This is a genomic window from Flavobacterium riviphilum (genome assembly GCF_055231795.1).
Genome location: NZ_JBUYSY010000005.1, coordinates 168,494 through 185,850, shown reverse-complemented (window position 1 = coordinate 185,850; position 17,357 = coordinate 168,494). Strand labels below are relative to the sequence as shown.

Below are 17,357 nucleotides of genomic sequence, written 5' to 3'. Positions count from 1 at the left end.
AGGTTTTATCAAATTTGCTGTCGGAAATTTTGCGCTATCAAAAGTAGTGAATTCAAACAATTAAAAGATAAAAAAATATGAAGAAAGACTTTAAGCTTATTGATGGGGTTTTTACTCCTGAAGAGGCAGGCAGGGTTTTGTATCCTTTACTAAATCATAAGATTAATTTCCATTCCGTAGAGATTTTTAGCGATGAAATTCGCAATCAAATTAGTAAGTTTAATTCTAAACATCGAATTGAAGAGTTAGAATCGGACAAAGAATTGATGCACGAATTACTCAAACAAGCCGCAAAAGAGGGGGTGCAATTAAAAATTAAAAGTAATATTACCATAGAGTTTGAGTAAAATGAATCATTTCTTTGGTCGCCAACTCGTTATTGCTACAATGCATCACAAAGAAAAAGTGATGGCTCCTATCTTAGAACAGGGGTTAGGAGTGAGCTGTTTGGTAGCCGAAAAATTTAATACAGATATTTTTGGTACTTTTGCCGGTGAGATTGAGCGCACACAAACTGCTTTGGAAATCGTTCGCAAGAAATGTGAAATGGCTATTGAAGCAACTAATTGTGATCTAGTTGTGGCCTCCGAAGGCTCTTTTGGTAGCCACCCCGAAGTTTTTTTTGCCTCGGCCAATGAAGAATTGGTGATGTTAATGGATCGAAAGAATAATCTTGAAATAGTAGGAAAATCGATCAGCTTCTCAACGAATTTTGCGGGGCAGTTCATCGAAAACGAAAAAGCACTTTGGTATTTTGCCTATCAAGTTGGATTTCCAAATCATGGCCTGATTTTGAGGCCAGATAAGACAGCAACCAATCATTTGGTTAAAGGAATTGTTGCTCCTGATGTGTTATTGGATCAATTTCATAAAATGAAGGAAAAATTCCAATCCGTTTTCGTAGAAACAGATATGCGTGCCTTATATAATCCCATGCGCATGGAAGTGATTGCTGCAGCAACTCGCAAATTAGTAGAGAATACGCAATCCTTATGCCCAGAATGTCATACACCAGGCTTTGTGGTTTCTGCGGTTCATTCGGGCTTGCCTTGTTCTTGGTGTGGTAGTCCAACTCGTTCTACCTTAAGCCATGAATACAGTTGTAAATTGTGTGGTTTTTCTGAAGAAAAAAAGTATCCTAATCATAAAACAACAGAAGATCCTGGTTTTTGTAATTATTGTAACCCATAAATAATGAAAATAAATACTGATATTATCCAAGCGGCTCATTTGCTTAAAAAGGATGAAATTGTTGCAATCCCAACCGAAACGGTGTATGGTTTGGCAGGTAATATTTATAGTGAGAAAGCCATTTTAAAAATATTTGAATTAAAAAAACGCCCCTTGTATAATCCTCTGATTGTTCATATTCAATCGGTAGAAGATTTGGATCAAGTGGCACTGGAAGTTCCTGAAAAAGCTAAGTTACTCGCAGAAAAATTTTGGCCAGGACCTTTAACTATGGTTCTCAAAAAACAAAAACACATCTCTGATTTAATTACTGCTGGAAAAGATACCGTTGCGGTTCGAGTACCTAATCATGCTTTGACTTTAGCTTTGCTTCGAGAACTAGAATTTCCTGTAGCTGCACCAAGTGCAAATCCTTTTGGTTCTATAAGTCCAACTACAGCACAACATGTGGCAACGTACTTCGGTTCAAGTTTGGATTTTGTTTTAGATGGGGGCGCTTGTGCAAAAGGCATCGAATCGACCATTATTGGTTTCGAAGGAACCCAACCCATACTGTACAGAGCAGGGTCTACAACAGTTGAAGCCATTGAGGCGGTTGTAGGACCTTTAAAAATATTTACAAAAGATGATGTAGCACCTATTGCACCTGGTATGTTGACTAAGCATTATGCTCCAACTACTCAGACTGTTGTTACAGATTCTATTGAAAAAACAATCCAAGAATATTCCCATCAAAAAATAGGTGTACTTGCTTTTTCTAAAGCTTATGATCATCCCACCATACAATATCAAGTGGTATTGTCGGATACTCAAAATTTAGAAGAAGCCGCTTCAAAACTGTATGCTTGTCTACATGATTTGGATGCGCAGCCTTTAGATATTATTTTGGTAGAAAATGTTCCTAATGAAGGTTTAGGAATTGCCATAAATGACAAATTAGCGAGAGCTTCGGCTAAAAATTAGATAAATAAAAATTAACAATCAACACAAACGAAACAACATGAATTTAGATTTATTAATTGAAAACCTTACTAATCCAGCGTTATTATTTTTTGTACTCGGAATTATAGCTGTATATCTCAAAAGTGATTTAGAAATTCCAAAAAACACCTCTAAGTTCATCTCGTTGTATTTGCTATTCTCAATAGGATTCAAAGGAGGTCAAGAATTGGCACACAGCGATTTTTCAATGGAAATTATCTGGGCAATTCTATTTGGAGTAACCATTTCCATGATTATCCCGTTTTACACATTTTTCATCTTAAAGCGCAAATTTTCGATTGATGATTCAGGAGCAATTGCGGCTGCTTATGGCTCTGTAAGTGCCGTAACTTTTGTAACCGCAGTCTCTTTTTTAGAAATGCAAGGCCATACTTTTAGTGGGCACATGGTGGCCGTGATGGCTTTGATGGAAGCACCTGCAATCATTGTTGGGGTGATTTTAATTAGAATGTTTTCAAATGGTAATAATTCTACTTCCAAGTTGAGAGAGGTGATTCATCACTCTGTAACCAACGGGAGTGTGCTGTTGATTATAGGGAGTTTAATTATTGGATTGTTAGCTAGTGATAAAGCAGCAATGGGAATCAAACCCTTTACAACTGATATTTTCAAAGGATTTTTGGCGATATTTCTACTTGATATGGGAATTGTAAGCGGTCGAAAACTAAATGACTTCTTCAAAAGTGGATGGTTTAGTTTTATTTTTGCAATTCTAATCCCATTAATCAATGGTTGCATTGTAGCTTATTGTAGTCAATGGGTTTCTCCTGAAATCGGGAATCGTTTTATCCTAGCTGTTTTGGCTTCAAGTGCTTCCTATATTGCAGTGCCAGCAGCGATGAAAATAGCCGTACCCAATGCTAATCCAGGGCTGTTTTTACCCATGGCATTGGCTGTGACCTTTCCGTTTAATATTACTTTAGGGATGCCAACTTACTTATCAGTAATTTTAGCTTCTTGATCTTTAAGTTTTTCTTTATGAGTCAAATCGCTTAAATGCAAACGCAAAGCATCTACCGAAATGTTGATTTCCCAAAAAGATAATCCTAAAGAAAGCAACAAGGCCATCAAACTGAATCCAAACAAATAAATACCTGCAATTTGTTGGTCTAGGTATAAAAGTAGCATAGCAAAAACGGATAAGAACAAACTCAAAACTCCTGCCATTTGCATATAGCGAATCAGGGTTAATCGAAGGTTCAGGTTTTTGATTTCTAGCAATATCATGCTGTTTTCTTTCTCTTTGTAGGCTTTTTTTAAACCTCGAATGATGGTGGCTAAAGTCAAAAAACGATTGGTATATGCCAATAAAATTAAGGAAGTAGCAGAAAACAATAGGGCTGGAGTTTCTATTTGAAGTGTCATTGTATGTGTTTTTTTGCAAATTTCGGTTAACTCGTTCATATATTCAAATAAAAAAACCTTCGTTTAAATTCTAATAAACGAAGGGTTTTTTTTGAACTACAAAAAGTTTTAGATATCTAAATTGAAAACTAAACCATTTTCGTGAGTGTATTTGAATTGTTTATCACAATCGCCATTGCCATAATCGATTGTTCCATTGAGTAAATTTCCTTTAACGGTTAATTTTCCTTTGGAAATATAATCGCAATCAAATTTTTTAACTAAAGTTTCTAAAACAGTCAAGCTCAACGTTCCTCCGCCCACTTTAGTAATTGTGTGTGTTCCTTGTGTCATTTCGTAAGTGTTGTCTGAAAGGACCAATGGAGTGTTGGCACCTTCAGTTTGTTTGATGGTGTGTGTGCCATTGTTTTCATAAACATCTCCCAACAAAGTTGTTAGTCTGCCATTAGTAATTGTTCTGGTCCATTGTGGGATAGAGGGAGTAGTGGTTTCGTTTACGTAGACAATAGTTCCCTCTACTTTAACACCGTTTACAAAATAATTCTCTCTTACAATTGTCATTTTGGATTGTGGCGTACTAACTGCACCTGTCAAAGTGATTTTTAATTTACCTTTTCTAAGGATGTTGTTTGTTGTACAGCCTGTTCCGAAATCTACAGTAATTGTTTTAGGAAATACGTTTGGTGTAGTGTTGTCAACAGTAATGGTTGCACAAGCAGCTACAGAATTTGAAGCGGTTGATTTTGATAAAGAGTTGTCTGCCGTGGCTTGAATACTTGTTTTAAAGTCCAAATCGTTGACCAAGTTAATAGTAGCCGAGGCTACAACGGTATTGGTGTCGGTTGCGTTTAAAATTTCATCTTTGACACAAGAGGTAAAGGTCAAAGCCATACAAATAAGGCTGTAACAAGCTAGTCTTGTAGTTTTCATAGGTTAAGGTTTAGAATTGGTTGTGAGCAAATGTAAAAAAATATTTGATGTGTGATTAATTTTTTGTAGTGATTTATTTATTGAATTGTTTGGATTTTTCCAATTTTTCGTGGAGATAATCTGAATAAAAACCTGCAAAAATCAACGCAATTACGGTGCTTATTCCAAAAAAGGAATTGACGTATGCTAGAGAGTTTTCGGAAGGATTCACCACAAAAAAGCCATAGCCTAGGCTTCCATAAATAGTAGAAAGTAAGGCAAACAAAGAAGCAATGATAGATACCCCTCTAGTTCTAAATCTGAAAGTAGCCCAAATTAAAACCAAAAGCAATAAATATTGATCATCAGCATGATCAAAAGCAACTAAAACACCTATAAGTACCGTTGCTAGTCCCAAGAAAAAGGCTTCAAGCAAGGATGTTTTTATAATTTTAATGTGGTCACGATAAAGCCATGAGGTTAAAAATGGGGTGAGTATGATAGTGCCAATCAGATCTCCTTGCCACCAGGTAGTCCAGTTTGTTAGAAAAAAATTGGGTGCACTTAATCCAAAAAAGGAAATGGTAACCACTCCGATCAGCGATCCAATTGCACTATAAAAGACACATATTGCTAAAAAAATTATAGTACTAAAACCGGTTCTTAAAGGGTATTTTCCTTTGTTAATACTATTAATAACATAGGCTCCAATAGCAGCGCCTAGGGTAACTCCGGAGGCTACCATGACAGAAGCAGCACACGTTGTTAGAAAGGAAATATTCAACATCAAACTGGTGTCCCAAAATGAAAAGACATTGGCCACAAATGAGCCCAACCATACACCGTATAAAGTGGTGCTTCCCATAATTAAAACAGCAGCTAAAGCAAATCCTGCCGCTGGATAAATAGGAGAAATTGTTTCGGGGGTAACCGTGATTTGATAACTGATAAAAGCCAAGGCATTATAAATAAAGGCAACTAGTGCAATCTTTACTGGAGCTACTTTCAAAAACTGAGGCAGGTAGTAATCTTTAGAAGCTTGTTTGTACATTTGGTTGTTTTTTAGACGACTAAAATATAAAAATTGTCAATACTTTATTGATTTGGTTGTTTTTTATTTTTTGTTCAAAAAAAAACCTGCAATTTTTAGATTGCAGGTTAAGGAAATTGAAATAGTTTATACTATTTGATCATTTCAAAACTTCTTTTTACAAAAGCGGTTAGTGCTTCTCCTTTTAAAAGGTTTTGTGACAATTTTGCTAAATCTAATGCTTGTTTTACTAAGTTTTCTTGAGTGGCTTTATCAGTATTATTTAAAATGCTTGAAGCTAAATTAGAATTAGTGTTTACCACCAAATTATACATTTCAGGGAAATTGCTCATACCAAACATTCCGCCACCACCAGTCTGACTCATTTCTTTCATTCTTCGCATGAATTCTGGTTGCGTGATGATAAATGGAGCAGCATTACTATCTAAAGCTTCTAGTTGAACAGTATAAGTTTGTTTAGGAACGATAGTTTCAATAACCGTTTTTAAACTTTCTTGTTCTTCAGTCGATAATTTAGAAATAGCTGTTTCTTCTTTTTTGATCAAATTATCAATGTGATCTGAGTCTACACGAACAAAAGTTAATCCGCTATTGTCTGATTCTAATTTTTGAATTAAGTGCGGAATAATTGGCGAGTCTAACAATAAGACTTCGTATCCTTTGTCTTTTGCGATTTCGATATAAGAATGTTGTGCCTCTTTGTTTCCAGCATAAAGCACAACCGTTTTTCCATCTTTGTCGGTTTGATTTTCTTTGATGGCTTCTTTTAATTCTTCAAGTGTATAATATTTATCGTCTACCGATGGATATAGCACAAAAGCTCCCGCTTTTTCATAGAATTTTTCATCGGTCAACATTCCATATTCCAACACAATTTTGATGTCATTCCATTTGGCTTCAAAATCGGCTCTGTTTTCATTAAAGAGTGATTTTAGTTTATCAGCCACCTTACGAGTGATGTAGTTAGTGATTTTTTTCACTGCACCATCCGCTTGCAATCCAGAACGAGAAACGTTAAGAGGGATATCTGGTGAGTCTACCACACCGCGCAACATCATCAAAAATTCAGGAACGATACCTTCTACATTATCAGTTACAAAAACTTGATTTTGGAACAACTGAATTTTATCTCTTTGAATTTGTAAATCGGCACCTAATTTTGGAAAATACAAGATACCTGTTAGGTTAAATGGGTAATCAACATTTAAGTGAATGTGAAATAAAGGCTCTTCAAATTGCATGGGATACAATTCGCGATAAAAGCTTTTATAATCTTCATCTTTCAAATCTGCAGGTTGTTTGGTCCAAGCTGGATTTGGATTGTTGATGATGTTATCCACTTCAATGGTTTCTGGAGTGTAATCTTCTGGAGCATCTTCAGGTTTAGGAAGTGTTTCCTTTTTAGTTCCAAATTTAATTGGAATAGGCATGAACTTGTTGTATTTGTTCAATAATTCTCTGATTTTGCTTTCTTCTAAAAATTCTAAAGAATCATCAGCAACGTGCAAAACAATTTCGGTACCACGATCCGTTTTGTCGGCTGGTTCCAAAGAAAACTCAGGGCTACCATCGCAAGTCCAATGTGCCGCAGGTTCGTCTTTGTAGGATTTTGTGAAAATTTCTACTTTTTCGGCTACCATAAAGGCAGAGTAAAATCCTAAACCAAAGTGTCCAATAATGCCCGAATCTTTAGCAGAATCCTTGTATTTGTCAAGGAATTCTTCAGCACCAGAAAAAGCTACCTGATTGATGTATTTTTCTACTTCATCAGCAGTCATACCAATACCTTGATCGATAATGTGAATTTTTTTACCTTCTTTATCGATTTTAACTTCAATGATTGGATTGCCGTATTCTACCTTAGCTTCGCCAATACTGGTTAGATGTTTCAATTTTAAAGTAGCATCGGTACCGTTGGAGATCAATTCACGTAAGAAAATTTCGTGATCACTGTATAAAAACTTTTTGATTAGAGGAAAGATGTTTTCTACCGAAACATTGATTTTACCTGTTGTCATAATGTGATTAGTTTTTTAAATTTTAAATTTTACTTTTGCGCACTCAAATAAAATACCATTTCATAGCTAAATGACAAAATGGCGTATTTTTTAAAATTAATTAAAAAAAATAGGTATTTATTTATTTACAAAATTTTGAATCGTATCTTTGTTAAGTATTTAATAATAAATAAGTTAAGAGTATGAAAAGATGTGTTGTATTTAGTTTGTTGGTGCTGTTCCTTATTTCTTGTAAATCTGGAAATTCAGCCGTAGCTCCAAGTGCCCCTGTGGCCAATACCAAAATCGATTTGAAGTCACAAGTTGCCATAAAGGGCAATTGGCAAATTACCGATGTGACTTATCCGGGATCCGAATACTTTAAAGTTAACTCCTTTGGTATAGCCGATTCGAAGTGCTTTATTGGAAGTTCCTGGAATTTTATCTCAAATAATAATAAAGGGAGTATGTCACTTAATGCCGGAGGTTGTCCTTCATTTGCCACACCAATTGTGTGGAGTATCAACAAAGACGGTATGTTTGTCCTCAAATTTGTAGAGACGGGTGTCAAGTCCAAGACCATTAAATCTGGTTATTTGTTGCGTGTCGCCAATCAAACCGAAAGTACTTTTGAATTAATCGATAGGATTGATGTCATGGGGCAACAAAAAGATATAGTGTATTATTTTTCACGAACCAATTAAAAGGACAGTTCAATGGTAGACTGTCATTTTTACAATATATAAAAAATCAATAGTTAAAATCTCGAAAATTATGAAAAAGAGTATAATAATAGTTTGTGCTGTTATGTTTTTACTAAGCAGTATGTTTATAGGGTGTAATTCGGTAAAAAATGCCAATAATACTCAAAAGGGCGCCGGAATTGGTGTAGCAGCAGGTGCATTGATTGGAGGAATTCTTGGAAACAACATAGGAAAAGGAGGCAATGCGGCTTTAGGTGCGGCTATAGGTGCAGCTATTGGAGGCGGTACTGGAGCTTTAATTGGGAAAAAAATGGACAAACAAGCCCGAGAAATTAGCGAAGCACTTCCAGGTGCCGATGTTGAACGCGTAGGAGAAGGAATTCATTTGACATTGAATGAAAATGCCGTTCGGTTTGATACAAATAAGTCTACATTAACCCCTCAAGCTCAGGCTAATTTAGATAAATTAATCCCTATTTTTAACGAATATGGAGATACCAATATTCAAATTTTTGGGTACACCGATAGTTCGGGTAAACCTGAATACAATTTGACTCTTTCTCAAAAAAGAGCCGAATCTGTAAAAAATTATTTGGTAAGCAAAGGACTAGTGGAGAGTCGATTTAAAACTTCTGGGTTAGGAATTGCAGATCCTGTTGCATCCAATGATACACCAGAAGGAAAAGCGCAAAACCGAAGAGTAGAATTTGCCATTACCGCCAACGATAAAATGGTACAGGACGCCAAAAGTGGACAATAAAAGTCGCTTTATTTTACTAGCATAAGCCGGTTTTTTGAAACTGGCTTTTTTTTGAATTAAATATAATTTTCAGCTGTTTATTTTTTTTTTAAAGCCACTATCTTTGTTTTTTTTTAATGATACTCAAAAATGCTTGAAATTCAAAATATATCATTTGCTTATACCGATAAATTAACGATAGAAAATATCAGTTTTACAGTAGAGAAAGGACAAAATATCGCTCTAATTGGAGAGAGTGGTTGTGGCAAGAGTACCCTGTTGAAACTCATATACGGTATGTATGATCTTAAAGAGGGGAAGATTTTCTTCAATCAAACTAGAGTGTTGGGACCCAAGTACAATTTGGTGCCTGGTATGCCCTTTATGAAGTATTTGGCTCAAGATTTTGATTTAATGCCTTATGAAACCGTAGCCGAAAATGTGGGGAAGTTTTTGTCGAATGGTTTTTTGCCTCTTAAAAAATTGCGCATACAAGAGTTACTCGAAATGGTCGAAATGACTGAGTATGCCCGAGTGAAAGCTAAGGATTTGAGTGGAGGACAACAACAACGTGTAGCTTTGGCCAAAGTTTTGGCAGTTGAACCACAGGTCTTATTGTTGGACGAACCCTTTAGTCATATTGATAATTTTAGAAAAAATGCACTGCGTCGCAACTTGTTCGCTTACTTAAAGAAAAAAGGGATTACTTGTATCATCGCCACACATGATAGTACCGATGCTCTTTCGTTTTCAGATGAAACCATTGTTTTGCAACAAGGTAGAATGATCGAAAAAGCACCATCAGTTGAGGTGTATCAGTTTCCTATTAATAAATATGTGGCCTCTTTATTTGGAGAGGTAAACGAATTGAGGTTGTCGCAATTGATGCCTATTGAAGGCGAAGATGAAGTAGTTTTATTATATCCTCATCAATTAAAAGTGTCTCCTGTAGGAACAGTAAAAGCAGTGGTAAAACAGTCCTATTTTAAAGGGAGTCGTTTTTTGATTAAAGCAGCTTTTGATCGCAAAGCCATTTTCTTTGAACACGATACAGCCTTAGAGGTCAACCAAGAGGTGATGCTTAAAATCATGTAGATGTTTTATTACTACTAGTGTTTTTTTGATAGTCGGGAGCACTGGTAAATTGATGATTTAAAAAAAAATGACTATCTTGTTGAGGCTTTTTTTTATAAAAAGTATTTTTGCGAATAAAATTTAATTAAAAAAACAAAACTTATGTATAATTCTAAAATTGCAGGCTTAGGATTTTATGTCCCTTCCAATATAGTTACCAATGATGATTTGTCCAAAATTATGGACACCAATGATGAGTGGATTCAAGAACGAACTGGAATTCAAGAGCGCAGACATATCATAAAAGGAGAGGATACAACCACTAGTATGGGAGTGAAAGCTGCTAAAATTGCTATCGAGCGCGCAGGTATTACAAAGGAAGATATTGACTTTGTGGTATTTGCTACTTTAAGCCCTGATTATTATTTTCCAGGGCCAGGAGTTTTGGTTCAGCGTGATTTAGGATTGCGTACAGTGGGAGCATTGGATATTCGTAATCAATGTTCGGGTTTTGTTTACGGAATTTCTGTAGCCGATCAATATATCAAAAGCGGGATGTATAAAAACGTTTTGGTTATCGGTTCCGAAGTTCATTCTTCAGGATTAGACATGACAACTCGTGGTAGAGGCGTTTCGGTAATATTTGGTGATGGTGCAGGAGCTGCCGTTTTAACTAGAGAAGAAGATTTAACCAAAGGAATTTTGTCGACTCATTTGCATTCCGAAGGACAACATGCCGAAGAATTGGCCTTAATTGCTCCGGGAATGGGAGGGCGTTGGGTAAATGATATCTTAGCCGATAACGATCCAAATGATGAAAGTTATTTCCCATACATGAATGGACAATTTGTTTTTAAAAATGCTGTTGTTCGTTTTGCCGAGGTTATCAACGAAGGGTTACAAGCCAACAACTTACAAGTATCGGATATCGATATGCTAATCCCGCATCAAGCTAATTTGAGAATTTCGCAATTCATTCAAGGAAAATTCAAATTATCCGATGATCAAGTGTTTAACAATATTCAAAAATACGGAAATACAACGGCTGCATCGGTACCTATTGCGCTAACCGAAGCGTGGGAACAAGGCAAAATTAAAGAAGGTGATACGGTAGTACTTGCAGCTTTTGGTAGTGGCTTTACTTGGGCTAGCGCCATTATCAAGTGGTAATTTCGAAAAAATATCAAAAAGGGAAAGGTCTAAAGCGAGAGTTTTAGACCTTTTTTGTTTTAAATGTAATCTTACTCGATGCTAATTATGTCTAGTTTTTTTATGATATCTATTCATGGACTCGATAAATACAATTTCTACACATTTAGTTTTAAAGACAAAGATTGAAATTAAAGTAGTATATTTGTTTTTGTTTTAAGTATTTGAAAATCAATAAATTGAAAGTATAATTAATTTGGTTGCTTTAAACAATATAGACTTTGTCGACGTCTGAAATGTGTAATATGAAGTAAAATAAAAATTGAAATGGAAACACCACAAAATTCACCCTCTCCAGAAAACATAATGAAGTTTGGCTCTGGATTTTGGGCATCCAAAATACTTTTGTCAGCCATTAATTTTCAAATTTTCACGATTTTGGCCGAAAAGAAGTCGCTATCTGCCCAAGAACTCAAGTCCATTTTGCAAATGAAATGCTCGGATCGTAATGTTTACGATTTTTTAGATGCTTTGACCACCTTTGGATTTTTACAACGTGAGGGGTTACTTGATACTGCTAAATATTCTAATAGTGTTGATACAGATTTTTTCCTTGATAAAAAGAAGCCAACTTATATGGGCGGTATTTTGGAAATGTTAAATAATCGAATCTATGAATTTTGGGGAAATCTTGAAGAAGCATTGCTGACAGGGCTTCCTCAAAATGAGATTAAATCAGGAGGAGGAAATCTTTTTGAAGCACTTTATTCTGATTCTGATAAATTGAATGAATTTATAAAGGCCATGAGTGGGGCTCAAATGGGCAATTTCATAGCTTTTTCTAATGCATTTGATTTTTCAAACTACAAAACTCTTGTTGATGTAGGTGGTTCAGAAGGTTTACTTTCCATAATGGTTGCCAAACATCAGACTCATATGCATTGCACCTCTTGGGATTTGCCACCGGTTGCGCCAATTGCTACTAAAACCATTGAGCAGTTTCAATTGACAGACCGTGTGAAAACCGCCACTGGCAATTTTTTTAATGAGGCTATTCCAGCTGCCGATGTTGTGGTAATGGGAAATATTCTGCATGATTGGGATGAGGAAACCAAAATTATGTTGATGCAAAAAGCATTTGATGCACTACCTGCCGGAGGTGCTTTTGTTGCCATAGAAGCCATAATCGACGACGAACGCAATAAAAATGCGCTAGGGTTAATGATGAGTTTGAATATGTTAATCGAAACGGGTAGCGGCTTCGATTATACTTTTGCGGATTTCAGAACATGGGCTGATACCGTTGGGTTTCAATCTACAGCTATTATTCCATTGGCTGGATCATCTAGTGCTGCCATTGCTTATAAGTAGTTTTGATTTGCTTTGACATTTAAAAGCAAATCAAAACCGATACTGCTGTACTATTCAAAACGAAGTTCCGATTGATCTTTGGTCACTTTTAAATGCACTGTTTTCCCAAAAATCAAAGCTCTATTGTCTTTAATGTGTCCAGCTGGAAAATCAAAATAGATGGGGAAATTATATTTTTTTAGTGCCTCTAGAATTACTTGTTTGTAAGTGTAGCCAAAGTCTTCTTTGGATTCTTTTAAACTAAAATCGCCAACAATAAGTCCCTTTATTTCTTCAAAAGCACCGCTGCGCAACAAACTTCGCATCATACTATCTACTTTGTATACCGGTTCGTCTACTTCTTCCAAAAACAAGATTTTGCCCTTAGTATTCAGTTCCGATTTACTTCCGGTCATTGCATCAATTAGTGACAAATTACCTCCTACTAATTCACCTTTGGTTTCTCCTAATTTATTTTCAACTGAAGTTGAAGTTTGTATGGTATACGGAATCCCAAAAAGGGCTTTGTATAGGGTGTTTTGGGCATCGGGGGTTGCTTTGGTAATGGCACCGAGCATGGTAGCATGTATTGATGGTATACGTAAAACATTTAATTCATTATGCAAAACAGTGATGTCTGAATAACCCACAAACCATTTTGGGTTTTTCTTGTATGTTGAAAAATCCAACTCATCAATAATTCGATTTAAACCATAACCACCTCTACCACACATAATAGCTTTGATATTTTTATTGTCGAAGGCCATTTGTAAATCCTGAATACGTTCGGCATCGGTACCAGCAAAAGTAAAGTCTTTAGCAAAAACATGAGGAGCCTTTATCACGTGTAGTCCCCATTCTTTCATCAATTGTATCCCATTATCAAGAACTGTACTGTCAGATAAATTGCTTGCCGGAGAAAGCACCATTATAGTATCGCCTTTTTTTAAGTTGGGTGGAAATTTTTTGATGGTAGCATTTTTTTGGCTACCACATTGGATAAAGGCAAAAGCTAAAAGTACCAAACTAAGGGTTTTCAAAGTCGTATTCATGGTTAAAAGTTAATTTCTGTAGTATCGGCAGTGGCATCAATTGTAATTTTTTTTCCAAATGATAGCGCAACATTATTATCGATATGTCCTGCAGGGAAATCGAATAATAAAGGGTAAGATTGCTCTTTTACTGCGTTTAAAATTATTTCTCGATGAGTTCCTCCAAATGGTAAACTAGTTTCGATATCATAAGTGAAATCGCCAACAATGATGCCTTTGAGTTGGTTTAATGCACCACTTCGTTTTAAACTGTACAGCATTCGGTCCACGCGATAAAGATGTTCACCAATTTCTTCAATAAACATAATTTTATCCTGCCAATCAATTTCGGAGACACTTCCTATCATTGAGTCTATGATTGCTAAATTACCTCCAATGAGTACTCCTTCTGTAGTACCCAATTTATTCAAAGGATTCGTCGGAATGGTTATCGTGTTATTATATCCAAATAATGCGTTATATAATGTGTCTTTTGCTAATGGAGATGCACTACGAATTCCTCCTGGCATAGTTGCATGCAAGGATTGAAAACCTAAGTGATGTAGGTGAGCATGTAAGGCTGTAATGTCGGAAAATCCGACGATCCATTTTGGGTGTTTTGTGAAATTTGAAAAATCGATTTGGTCTAAGATTCGGACTGTTCCATAACCACCTCTAGCACACCAAATGGCTTTTACATCAGTTCTGTCAAGGGCTTCTTGAAAATCGGCCAGGCGTTGTTCGTCTGTACCAGCAAAATGATTGAATTTCTCGGCATAATGTTTCCCTGATACTACTTTCAGTCCCCAACTTTCAGCTAAAGCAATTCCAGATTGAATTACTGAGGCTTCTTTTAAAAAACCCGCAGGGGCAACAATCATAATGGTATCTCCTTTTTGTAAGTGAGGAGGACAAATAAAATTTGAGATAGTGTTCATTAAAATGGGCAATAATCAATTTGCTGAGACAATATTTTAAAAAGTAAATATAAAAGATTTTTTTAAAGACTCTTGATTTACTATAATTTTTAATAATAAAATTAAGCGACAGAATTTAAAATAGGTTGAGGTATAATTGTATGAATGAAATAAAGAAGACAAAAACAAATCCCCCTAAAGTTGGCATTCTTTAGAGTGATTTTTCTACAAGTAATTCACTAATTCAATACGGTTAAAATATACCACCTCCAGATTTGTTAGTGTTGTCATCTCTTTGTTTGCGTTGTAAATTTTTGATTTTGCTTCCACCAAAATTATAAGTTACTCCTAAATACACCGTTCTGCTTTCCCACATAAATTTTCCTTCTTGTGGGAAAGGGTAATCAGAGTCAAAGCCAAATCGCATGGTGTTGAACATGTCGTTAAAACGAACAGAAATATTCATTTTATTGTCTAATAAATTATATCGGGCACCCGAATCAATTTTATACATTGGTTTTGAATTGAGTTGCAGTCCATCAACGCCCCCTCGGTAAAATCCGAATAATAGAAAACTAATGCGTTTATTTACTTTAAAATTAGAGTTCATTCGAGCATTGAAAGCAGCTACAGTAACTTCTCTTTCAATAGGCGATGAGGTATTGGTGCTAGGGTTAAAAACAAACACAACACCACGTTGTTTAATGCTAGAATAGTCAATAGCTGGTTGAATATCCCACCATTTGGTAATTTTATAATTGGCAGAAAGTTCAAAGCCCGACGCCGTATTGTTATCAAAATTGGTAAAGGTTAAAATTTGTTTTTGCCCGCTTGCATCCGTTTCGTCTGGGAACAAAATTCTACTAATTTGATCGTGGATGCTTCTTACAAAAACACCCGCCGTAAAGCTACCTTTCTCAAAAGTTTTAGTGTAGTTTAATTCTACAGAGTTGGTAAATTGAGGCAACAATTCCGGATTACCAAATGAAGTAACTAAGGGTGTAGCAAATTCTCGAATGGGTTTGGTTTGTTCTATGCTTGGACGATCTACACGTCGGCTGTAACTGAATTGCAGCGTGTTTTTTTCGTTTACATTGTAAGTGAAATAGGAAGAAGGGTAGATGGTTAGATAATCGTCCTCAAAAGTGGTTTTGCCATAGTTTAAATTGGCTACAACTTTATATTTTTCAACTCTTGCTCCAATTTGGTAACTAAACTTTTTGAACTTTTGTCCAAAAGTGGCATAGGCCGAAAAAATATCAATATCATAGGTATAGTTCGATTGTTGGTCTGCTGTGGCAACGGTTGGATTACTGGTTTGATAATTATTTTCAGTTCTAGTAATTCGCGCTTCGGCACCAGCTTCAAAGGTTGATTTTTCGTTTAAAGGATTGACATAGTCAAGATTTACCGTAGTTAATTTTTGATGATCCTGAATGTTGTCCTTGTAAAAGAAACTATTGTTGATGTTGCTAGATTGCGTGTCGAAATTGGCTCGTTGAGTTTCTTTGTATTGGTTGAGATTGGCTTCGAAGTCTAGCGTGTGTCCTTCTTTGTTAAAGAGGTGTTTGTAGGCTAAATTATACGTTTGGGTAGCATTTGGGCCTTCATAATTGGATTTTTGTAAGATAGATTCAAAAGGCGCTACATTAAAATCAATATACGTGTCTACATTCCCAAAGCCATCAGCTCTATTTTGGTTGGTGTAAATAGAGAGGGTATTGTGGTCGTTGATGAAATAATCTAGACCAATTTTGTACAAAAACGAATCATTATCGTTTACTATGTCTAATCTTTGTTTAACATCACGGTCTAACCTTAAGATGTTTCCATCGTTAAAATAGGCGCCAAAGTTTCGTCCTCCATTCCCAAAGAAATTTACCTTACCAACTTTGTAGTTTAAGTCCAAGGATTGGTTATACTTAGGGGTTTCGCCAAAGGTAATACCTCCTGAGAAGGTGCCATTAAAACCTCTGTTGGTGTTTTTATGCAAAATGATATTGATAATTCCTGAATTGCCTTCCGGATTGTACTTGGCACTTGGATTGGTTATCAATTCGATTTTTTTAATAGATGTGGAAGGGATTTGTTTTAACAATTGAGCGGGGTCAATGTTTGTAGGACGTCCGTCTAGTAGCACACGCACATTTTCGTTACCACGAAGCGATAATTTTCCGTCTTGATCCACATTGACCGATGGTATATTGTTCATAATATCCGAGGCCGAAGCACCAGCCGTGGTTAGATCTTTACCTACAGTAATCACTTTTCGGTCAATTTTTTGTTCGATGGTGGAGCGTTCGCTTACAACATTTACTCCTTTGAGTTGAGTTGCTTCTTGTTCAAGACTTACTTTTAATTGAAGTTCTTTTTTGTTTTCGGTTAAGAGAGCCGAAGTGCTATATTTTTTATAGCCGATGTATTGAATTTCGACCGTATAATTTTTCAAAGCAAGATTGGGAATGGTAAACTCGCCATTATCGTCGGTGCTTACTCCAAAAATAATTTTTCCATTGTCTTTCACGCTTACATTGGCGTAGGATACCGCTGCGTTAGAATTCTTTTCAATAACTTTTCCAGATATTTTTCCTGGATTTTGGGCATTTCCTATTCCGACTATACATAGCAATAAATAGGTGATTAATTTGATTTTCATGATTGATTAATTTTGATTGATGATGGATTAAGACGTTAGTATTGCCCTAGTGTTACAGTTTTAAACGAACAATTTTTAAATTTTTACTAAAAAACTTTCTTTTTGTAAGAATTTATTTAGAATGAAATATTGTTGAGGTGTTCTTCTAAGTAATTGTAAATGAGTTGGAAGTGTTGGTTTTGGGCGGCTATTGCGTCAGATGATTTTTATGACAATTAAATT

Annotated in this window: 16 protein-coding genes; 9 read left to right on the top strand and 7 right to left on the bottom strand. The window is 35.7% G+C overall.

Annotated features, from left to right (window positions below):
- The first annotated feature begins 77 nt into the window (after positions 1-77).
- Genes ACZIX2_RS07710 through ACZIX2_RS07695 form a run of 4 tightly spaced genes read left to right on the top strand, consistent with a single transcriptional unit; the run spans position 78 to position 3,154 of the window.
- Positions 78-347 (top strand): hypothetical protein, encoded by a 270-nt coding sequence (locus ACZIX2_RS07710; RefSeq protein ID WP_463339508.1) that lies wholly within the window; start codon positions 78-80, stop codon positions 345-347.
- Between the two features lies 1 nt (position 348).
- On the top strand, positions 349-1,191 hold the full coding sequence (locus ACZIX2_RS07705) for a DUF6671 family protein (RefSeq protein ID WP_463339507.1): 843 nt from the start codon (positions 349-351) through the stop codon (positions 1,189-1,191).
- Positions 1,192-1,194: 3 nt separating this feature from the next.
- Complete coding sequence (locus ACZIX2_RS07700; RefSeq protein WP_463339506.1) at positions 1,195-2,154, top strand: L-threonylcarbamoyladenylate synthase; 960 nt, start codon at positions 1,195-1,197, stop codon at positions 2,152-2,154.
- A 37-nt stretch (positions 2,155-2,191) separates the two neighbouring features.
- Complete coding sequence (locus ACZIX2_RS07695; protein ID WP_463339505.1) at positions 2,192-3,154, top strand: sodium-dependent bicarbonate transport family permease; 963 nt, start codon at positions 2,192-2,194, stop codon at positions 3,152-3,154.
- On the opposite strand, the gene ACZIX2_RS07690 is transcribed toward ACZIX2_RS07695, so the two are convergent.
- The 4 genes from ACZIX2_RS07690 to htpG all read right to left on the bottom strand — a co-directional run bounded on the left by ACZIX2_RS07690 (position 3,127) and on the right by htpG (position 7,536).
- Positions 3,127-3,558, bottom strand: coding sequence for a DUF2721 domain-containing protein (locus ACZIX2_RS07690; RefSeq protein WP_463339504.1), 432 nt, complete (start codon positions 3,556-3,558; stop codon positions 3,127-3,129). The genes ACZIX2_RS07695 and ACZIX2_RS07690 overlap by 28 nt on opposite strands.
- A gap of 108 nt (positions 3,559-3,666) precedes the next feature.
- Complete coding sequence (locus ACZIX2_RS07685) at positions 3,667-4,488, bottom strand: hypothetical protein (RefSeq protein ID WP_463339503.1); 822 nt, start codon at positions 4,486-4,488, stop codon at positions 3,667-3,669.
- Positions 4,489-4,561: 73 nt separating this feature from the next.
- Positions 4,562-5,518, bottom strand: a complete 957-nt coding sequence (locus ACZIX2_RS07680) for an MASE1 domain-containing protein (protein WP_463339502.1) — start codon at positions 5,516-5,518, stop codon at positions 4,562-4,564.
- Positions 5,519-5,649: 131 nt separating this feature from the next.
- Positions 5,650-7,536 carry a molecular chaperone HtpG gene (gene htpG, locus ACZIX2_RS07675; protein ID WP_463339501.1) on the bottom strand — a complete coding sequence of 629 codons (1,887 nt, stop codon included), beginning with the start codon at positions 7,534-7,536 and terminating at the stop codon, positions 5,650-5,652.
- A 182-nt stretch (positions 7,537-7,718) separates the two neighbouring features.
- Here htpG and ACZIX2_RS07670 point away from each other — a divergent pair, with 182 nt between their 5' ends.
- From ACZIX2_RS07670 to ACZIX2_RS07650, 5 genes are all read left to right on the top strand, one after another.
- On the top strand, positions 7,719-8,219 hold the full coding sequence (locus ACZIX2_RS07670; protein WP_463339500.1) for a lipocalin family protein: 501 nt from the start codon (positions 7,719-7,721) through the stop codon (positions 8,217-8,219).
- A 70-nt stretch (positions 8,220-8,289) separates the two neighbouring features.
- Complete coding sequence (locus ACZIX2_RS07665; RefSeq protein ID WP_463339499.1) at positions 8,290-8,979, top strand: OmpA family protein; 690 nt, start codon at positions 8,290-8,292, stop codon at positions 8,977-8,979.
- Positions 8,980-9,108: 129 nt separating this feature from the next.
- Positions 9,109-10,053 carry an ABC transporter ATP-binding protein gene (locus ACZIX2_RS07660; RefSeq protein ID WP_463339498.1) on the top strand — a complete coding sequence of 315 codons (945 nt, stop codon included), beginning with the start codon at positions 9,109-9,111 and terminating at the stop codon, positions 10,051-10,053.
- 141 nt (positions 10,054-10,194) lie between these two features.
- On the top strand, positions 10,195-11,202 hold the full coding sequence (locus ACZIX2_RS07655) for a 3-oxoacyl-ACP synthase III family protein (protein ID WP_463339497.1): 1,008 nt from the start codon (positions 10,195-10,197) through the stop codon (positions 11,200-11,202).
- A 306-nt stretch (positions 11,203-11,508) separates the two neighbouring features.
- Positions 11,509-12,552, top strand: a complete 1,044-nt coding sequence (locus tag ACZIX2_RS07650) for a methyltransferase (protein ID WP_463339496.1) — start codon at positions 11,509-11,511, stop codon at positions 12,550-12,552.
- Positions 12,553-12,602: 50 nt separating this feature from the next.
- Here the strand turns inward: ACZIX2_RS07650 and ACZIX2_RS07645 are convergent, their stop codons facing one another.
- From ACZIX2_RS07645 to ACZIX2_RS07635, 3 genes are all read right to left on the bottom strand, one after another.
- Positions 12,603-13,583 carry a S66 peptidase family protein gene (locus tag ACZIX2_RS07645; protein ID WP_463339495.1) on the bottom strand — a complete coding sequence of 327 codons (981 nt, stop codon included), beginning with the start codon at positions 13,581-13,583 and terminating at the stop codon, positions 12,603-12,605.
- Positions 13,584-13,585: 2 nt separating this feature from the next.
- Complete coding sequence (locus ACZIX2_RS07640; RefSeq protein WP_463339494.1) at positions 13,586-14,500, bottom strand: S66 peptidase family protein; 915 nt, start codon at positions 14,498-14,500, stop codon at positions 13,586-13,588.
- Positions 14,501-14,732: 232 nt separating this feature from the next.
- Positions 14,733-17,135, bottom strand: a complete 2,403-nt coding sequence (locus ACZIX2_RS07635) for a TonB-dependent receptor (protein WP_463339493.1) — start codon at positions 17,133-17,135, stop codon at positions 14,733-14,735.
- Positions 17,136-17,357: the final 222 nt, after the last annotated feature.

Excerpts from the sequence above, each read along its gene's own strand:
- ACZIX2_RS07710 (WP_463339508.1), top strand. The coding sequence starts at position 78 with ATGAAGAAAGACTTTAAGCTTATTGATGGGGTTTTTACTCCTGAAGAG.
- ACZIX2_RS07705 (WP_463339507.1), top strand. The coding sequence starts at position 349 with ATGAATCATTTCTTTGGTCGCCAACTCGTTATTGCTACAATGCATCAC.
- ACZIX2_RS07700 (WP_463339506.1), top strand. The coding sequence starts at position 1,195 with ATGAAAATAAATACTGATATTATCCAAGCGGCTCATTTGCTTAAAAAG.
- ACZIX2_RS07695 (WP_463339505.1), top strand. The coding sequence starts at position 2,192 with ATGAATTTAGATTTATTAATTGAAAACCTTACTAATCCAGCGTTATTA.
- ACZIX2_RS07690 (WP_463339504.1), bottom strand. The coding sequence starts at position 3,558 with ATGACACTTCAAATAGAAACTCCAGCCCTATTGTTTTCTGCTACTTCC.
- ACZIX2_RS07685 (WP_463339503.1), bottom strand. The coding sequence starts at position 4,488 with ATGAAAACTACAAGACTAGCTTGTTACAGCCTTATTTGTATGGCTTTG.
- ACZIX2_RS07680 (WP_463339502.1), bottom strand. The coding sequence starts at position 5,518 with ATGTACAAACAAGCTTCTAAAGATTACTACCTGCCTCAGTTTTTGAAA.
- htpG (WP_463339501.1), bottom strand. The coding sequence starts at position 7,536 with ATGACAACAGGTAAAATCAATGTTTCGGTAGAAAACATCTTTCCTCTA.
- ACZIX2_RS07670 (WP_463339500.1), top strand. The coding sequence starts at position 7,719 with ATGAAAAGATGTGTTGTATTTAGTTTGTTGGTGCTGTTCCTTATTTCT.
- ACZIX2_RS07665 (WP_463339499.1), top strand. The coding sequence starts at position 8,290 with ATGAAAAAGAGTATAATAATAGTTTGTGCTGTTATGTTTTTACTAAGC.
- ACZIX2_RS07660 (WP_463339498.1), top strand. The coding sequence starts at position 9,109 with ATGCTTGAAATTCAAAATATATCATTTGCTTATACCGATAAATTAACG.
- ACZIX2_RS07655 (WP_463339497.1), top strand. The coding sequence starts at position 10,195 with ATGTATAATTCTAAAATTGCAGGCTTAGGATTTTATGTCCCTTCCAAT.
- ACZIX2_RS07650 (WP_463339496.1), top strand. The coding sequence starts at position 11,509 with ATGGAAACACCACAAAATTCACCCTCTCCAGAAAACATAATGAAGTTT.
- ACZIX2_RS07645 (WP_463339495.1), bottom strand. The coding sequence starts at position 13,583 with ATGAATACGACTTTGAAAACCCTTAGTTTGGTACTTTTAGCTTTTGCC.
- ACZIX2_RS07640 (WP_463339494.1), bottom strand. The coding sequence starts at position 14,500 with ATGAACACTATCTCAAATTTTATTTGTCCTCCTCACTTACAAAAAGGA.
- ACZIX2_RS07635 (WP_463339493.1), bottom strand. The coding sequence starts at position 17,135 with ATGAAAATCAAATTAATCACCTATTTATTGCTATGTATAGTCGGAATA.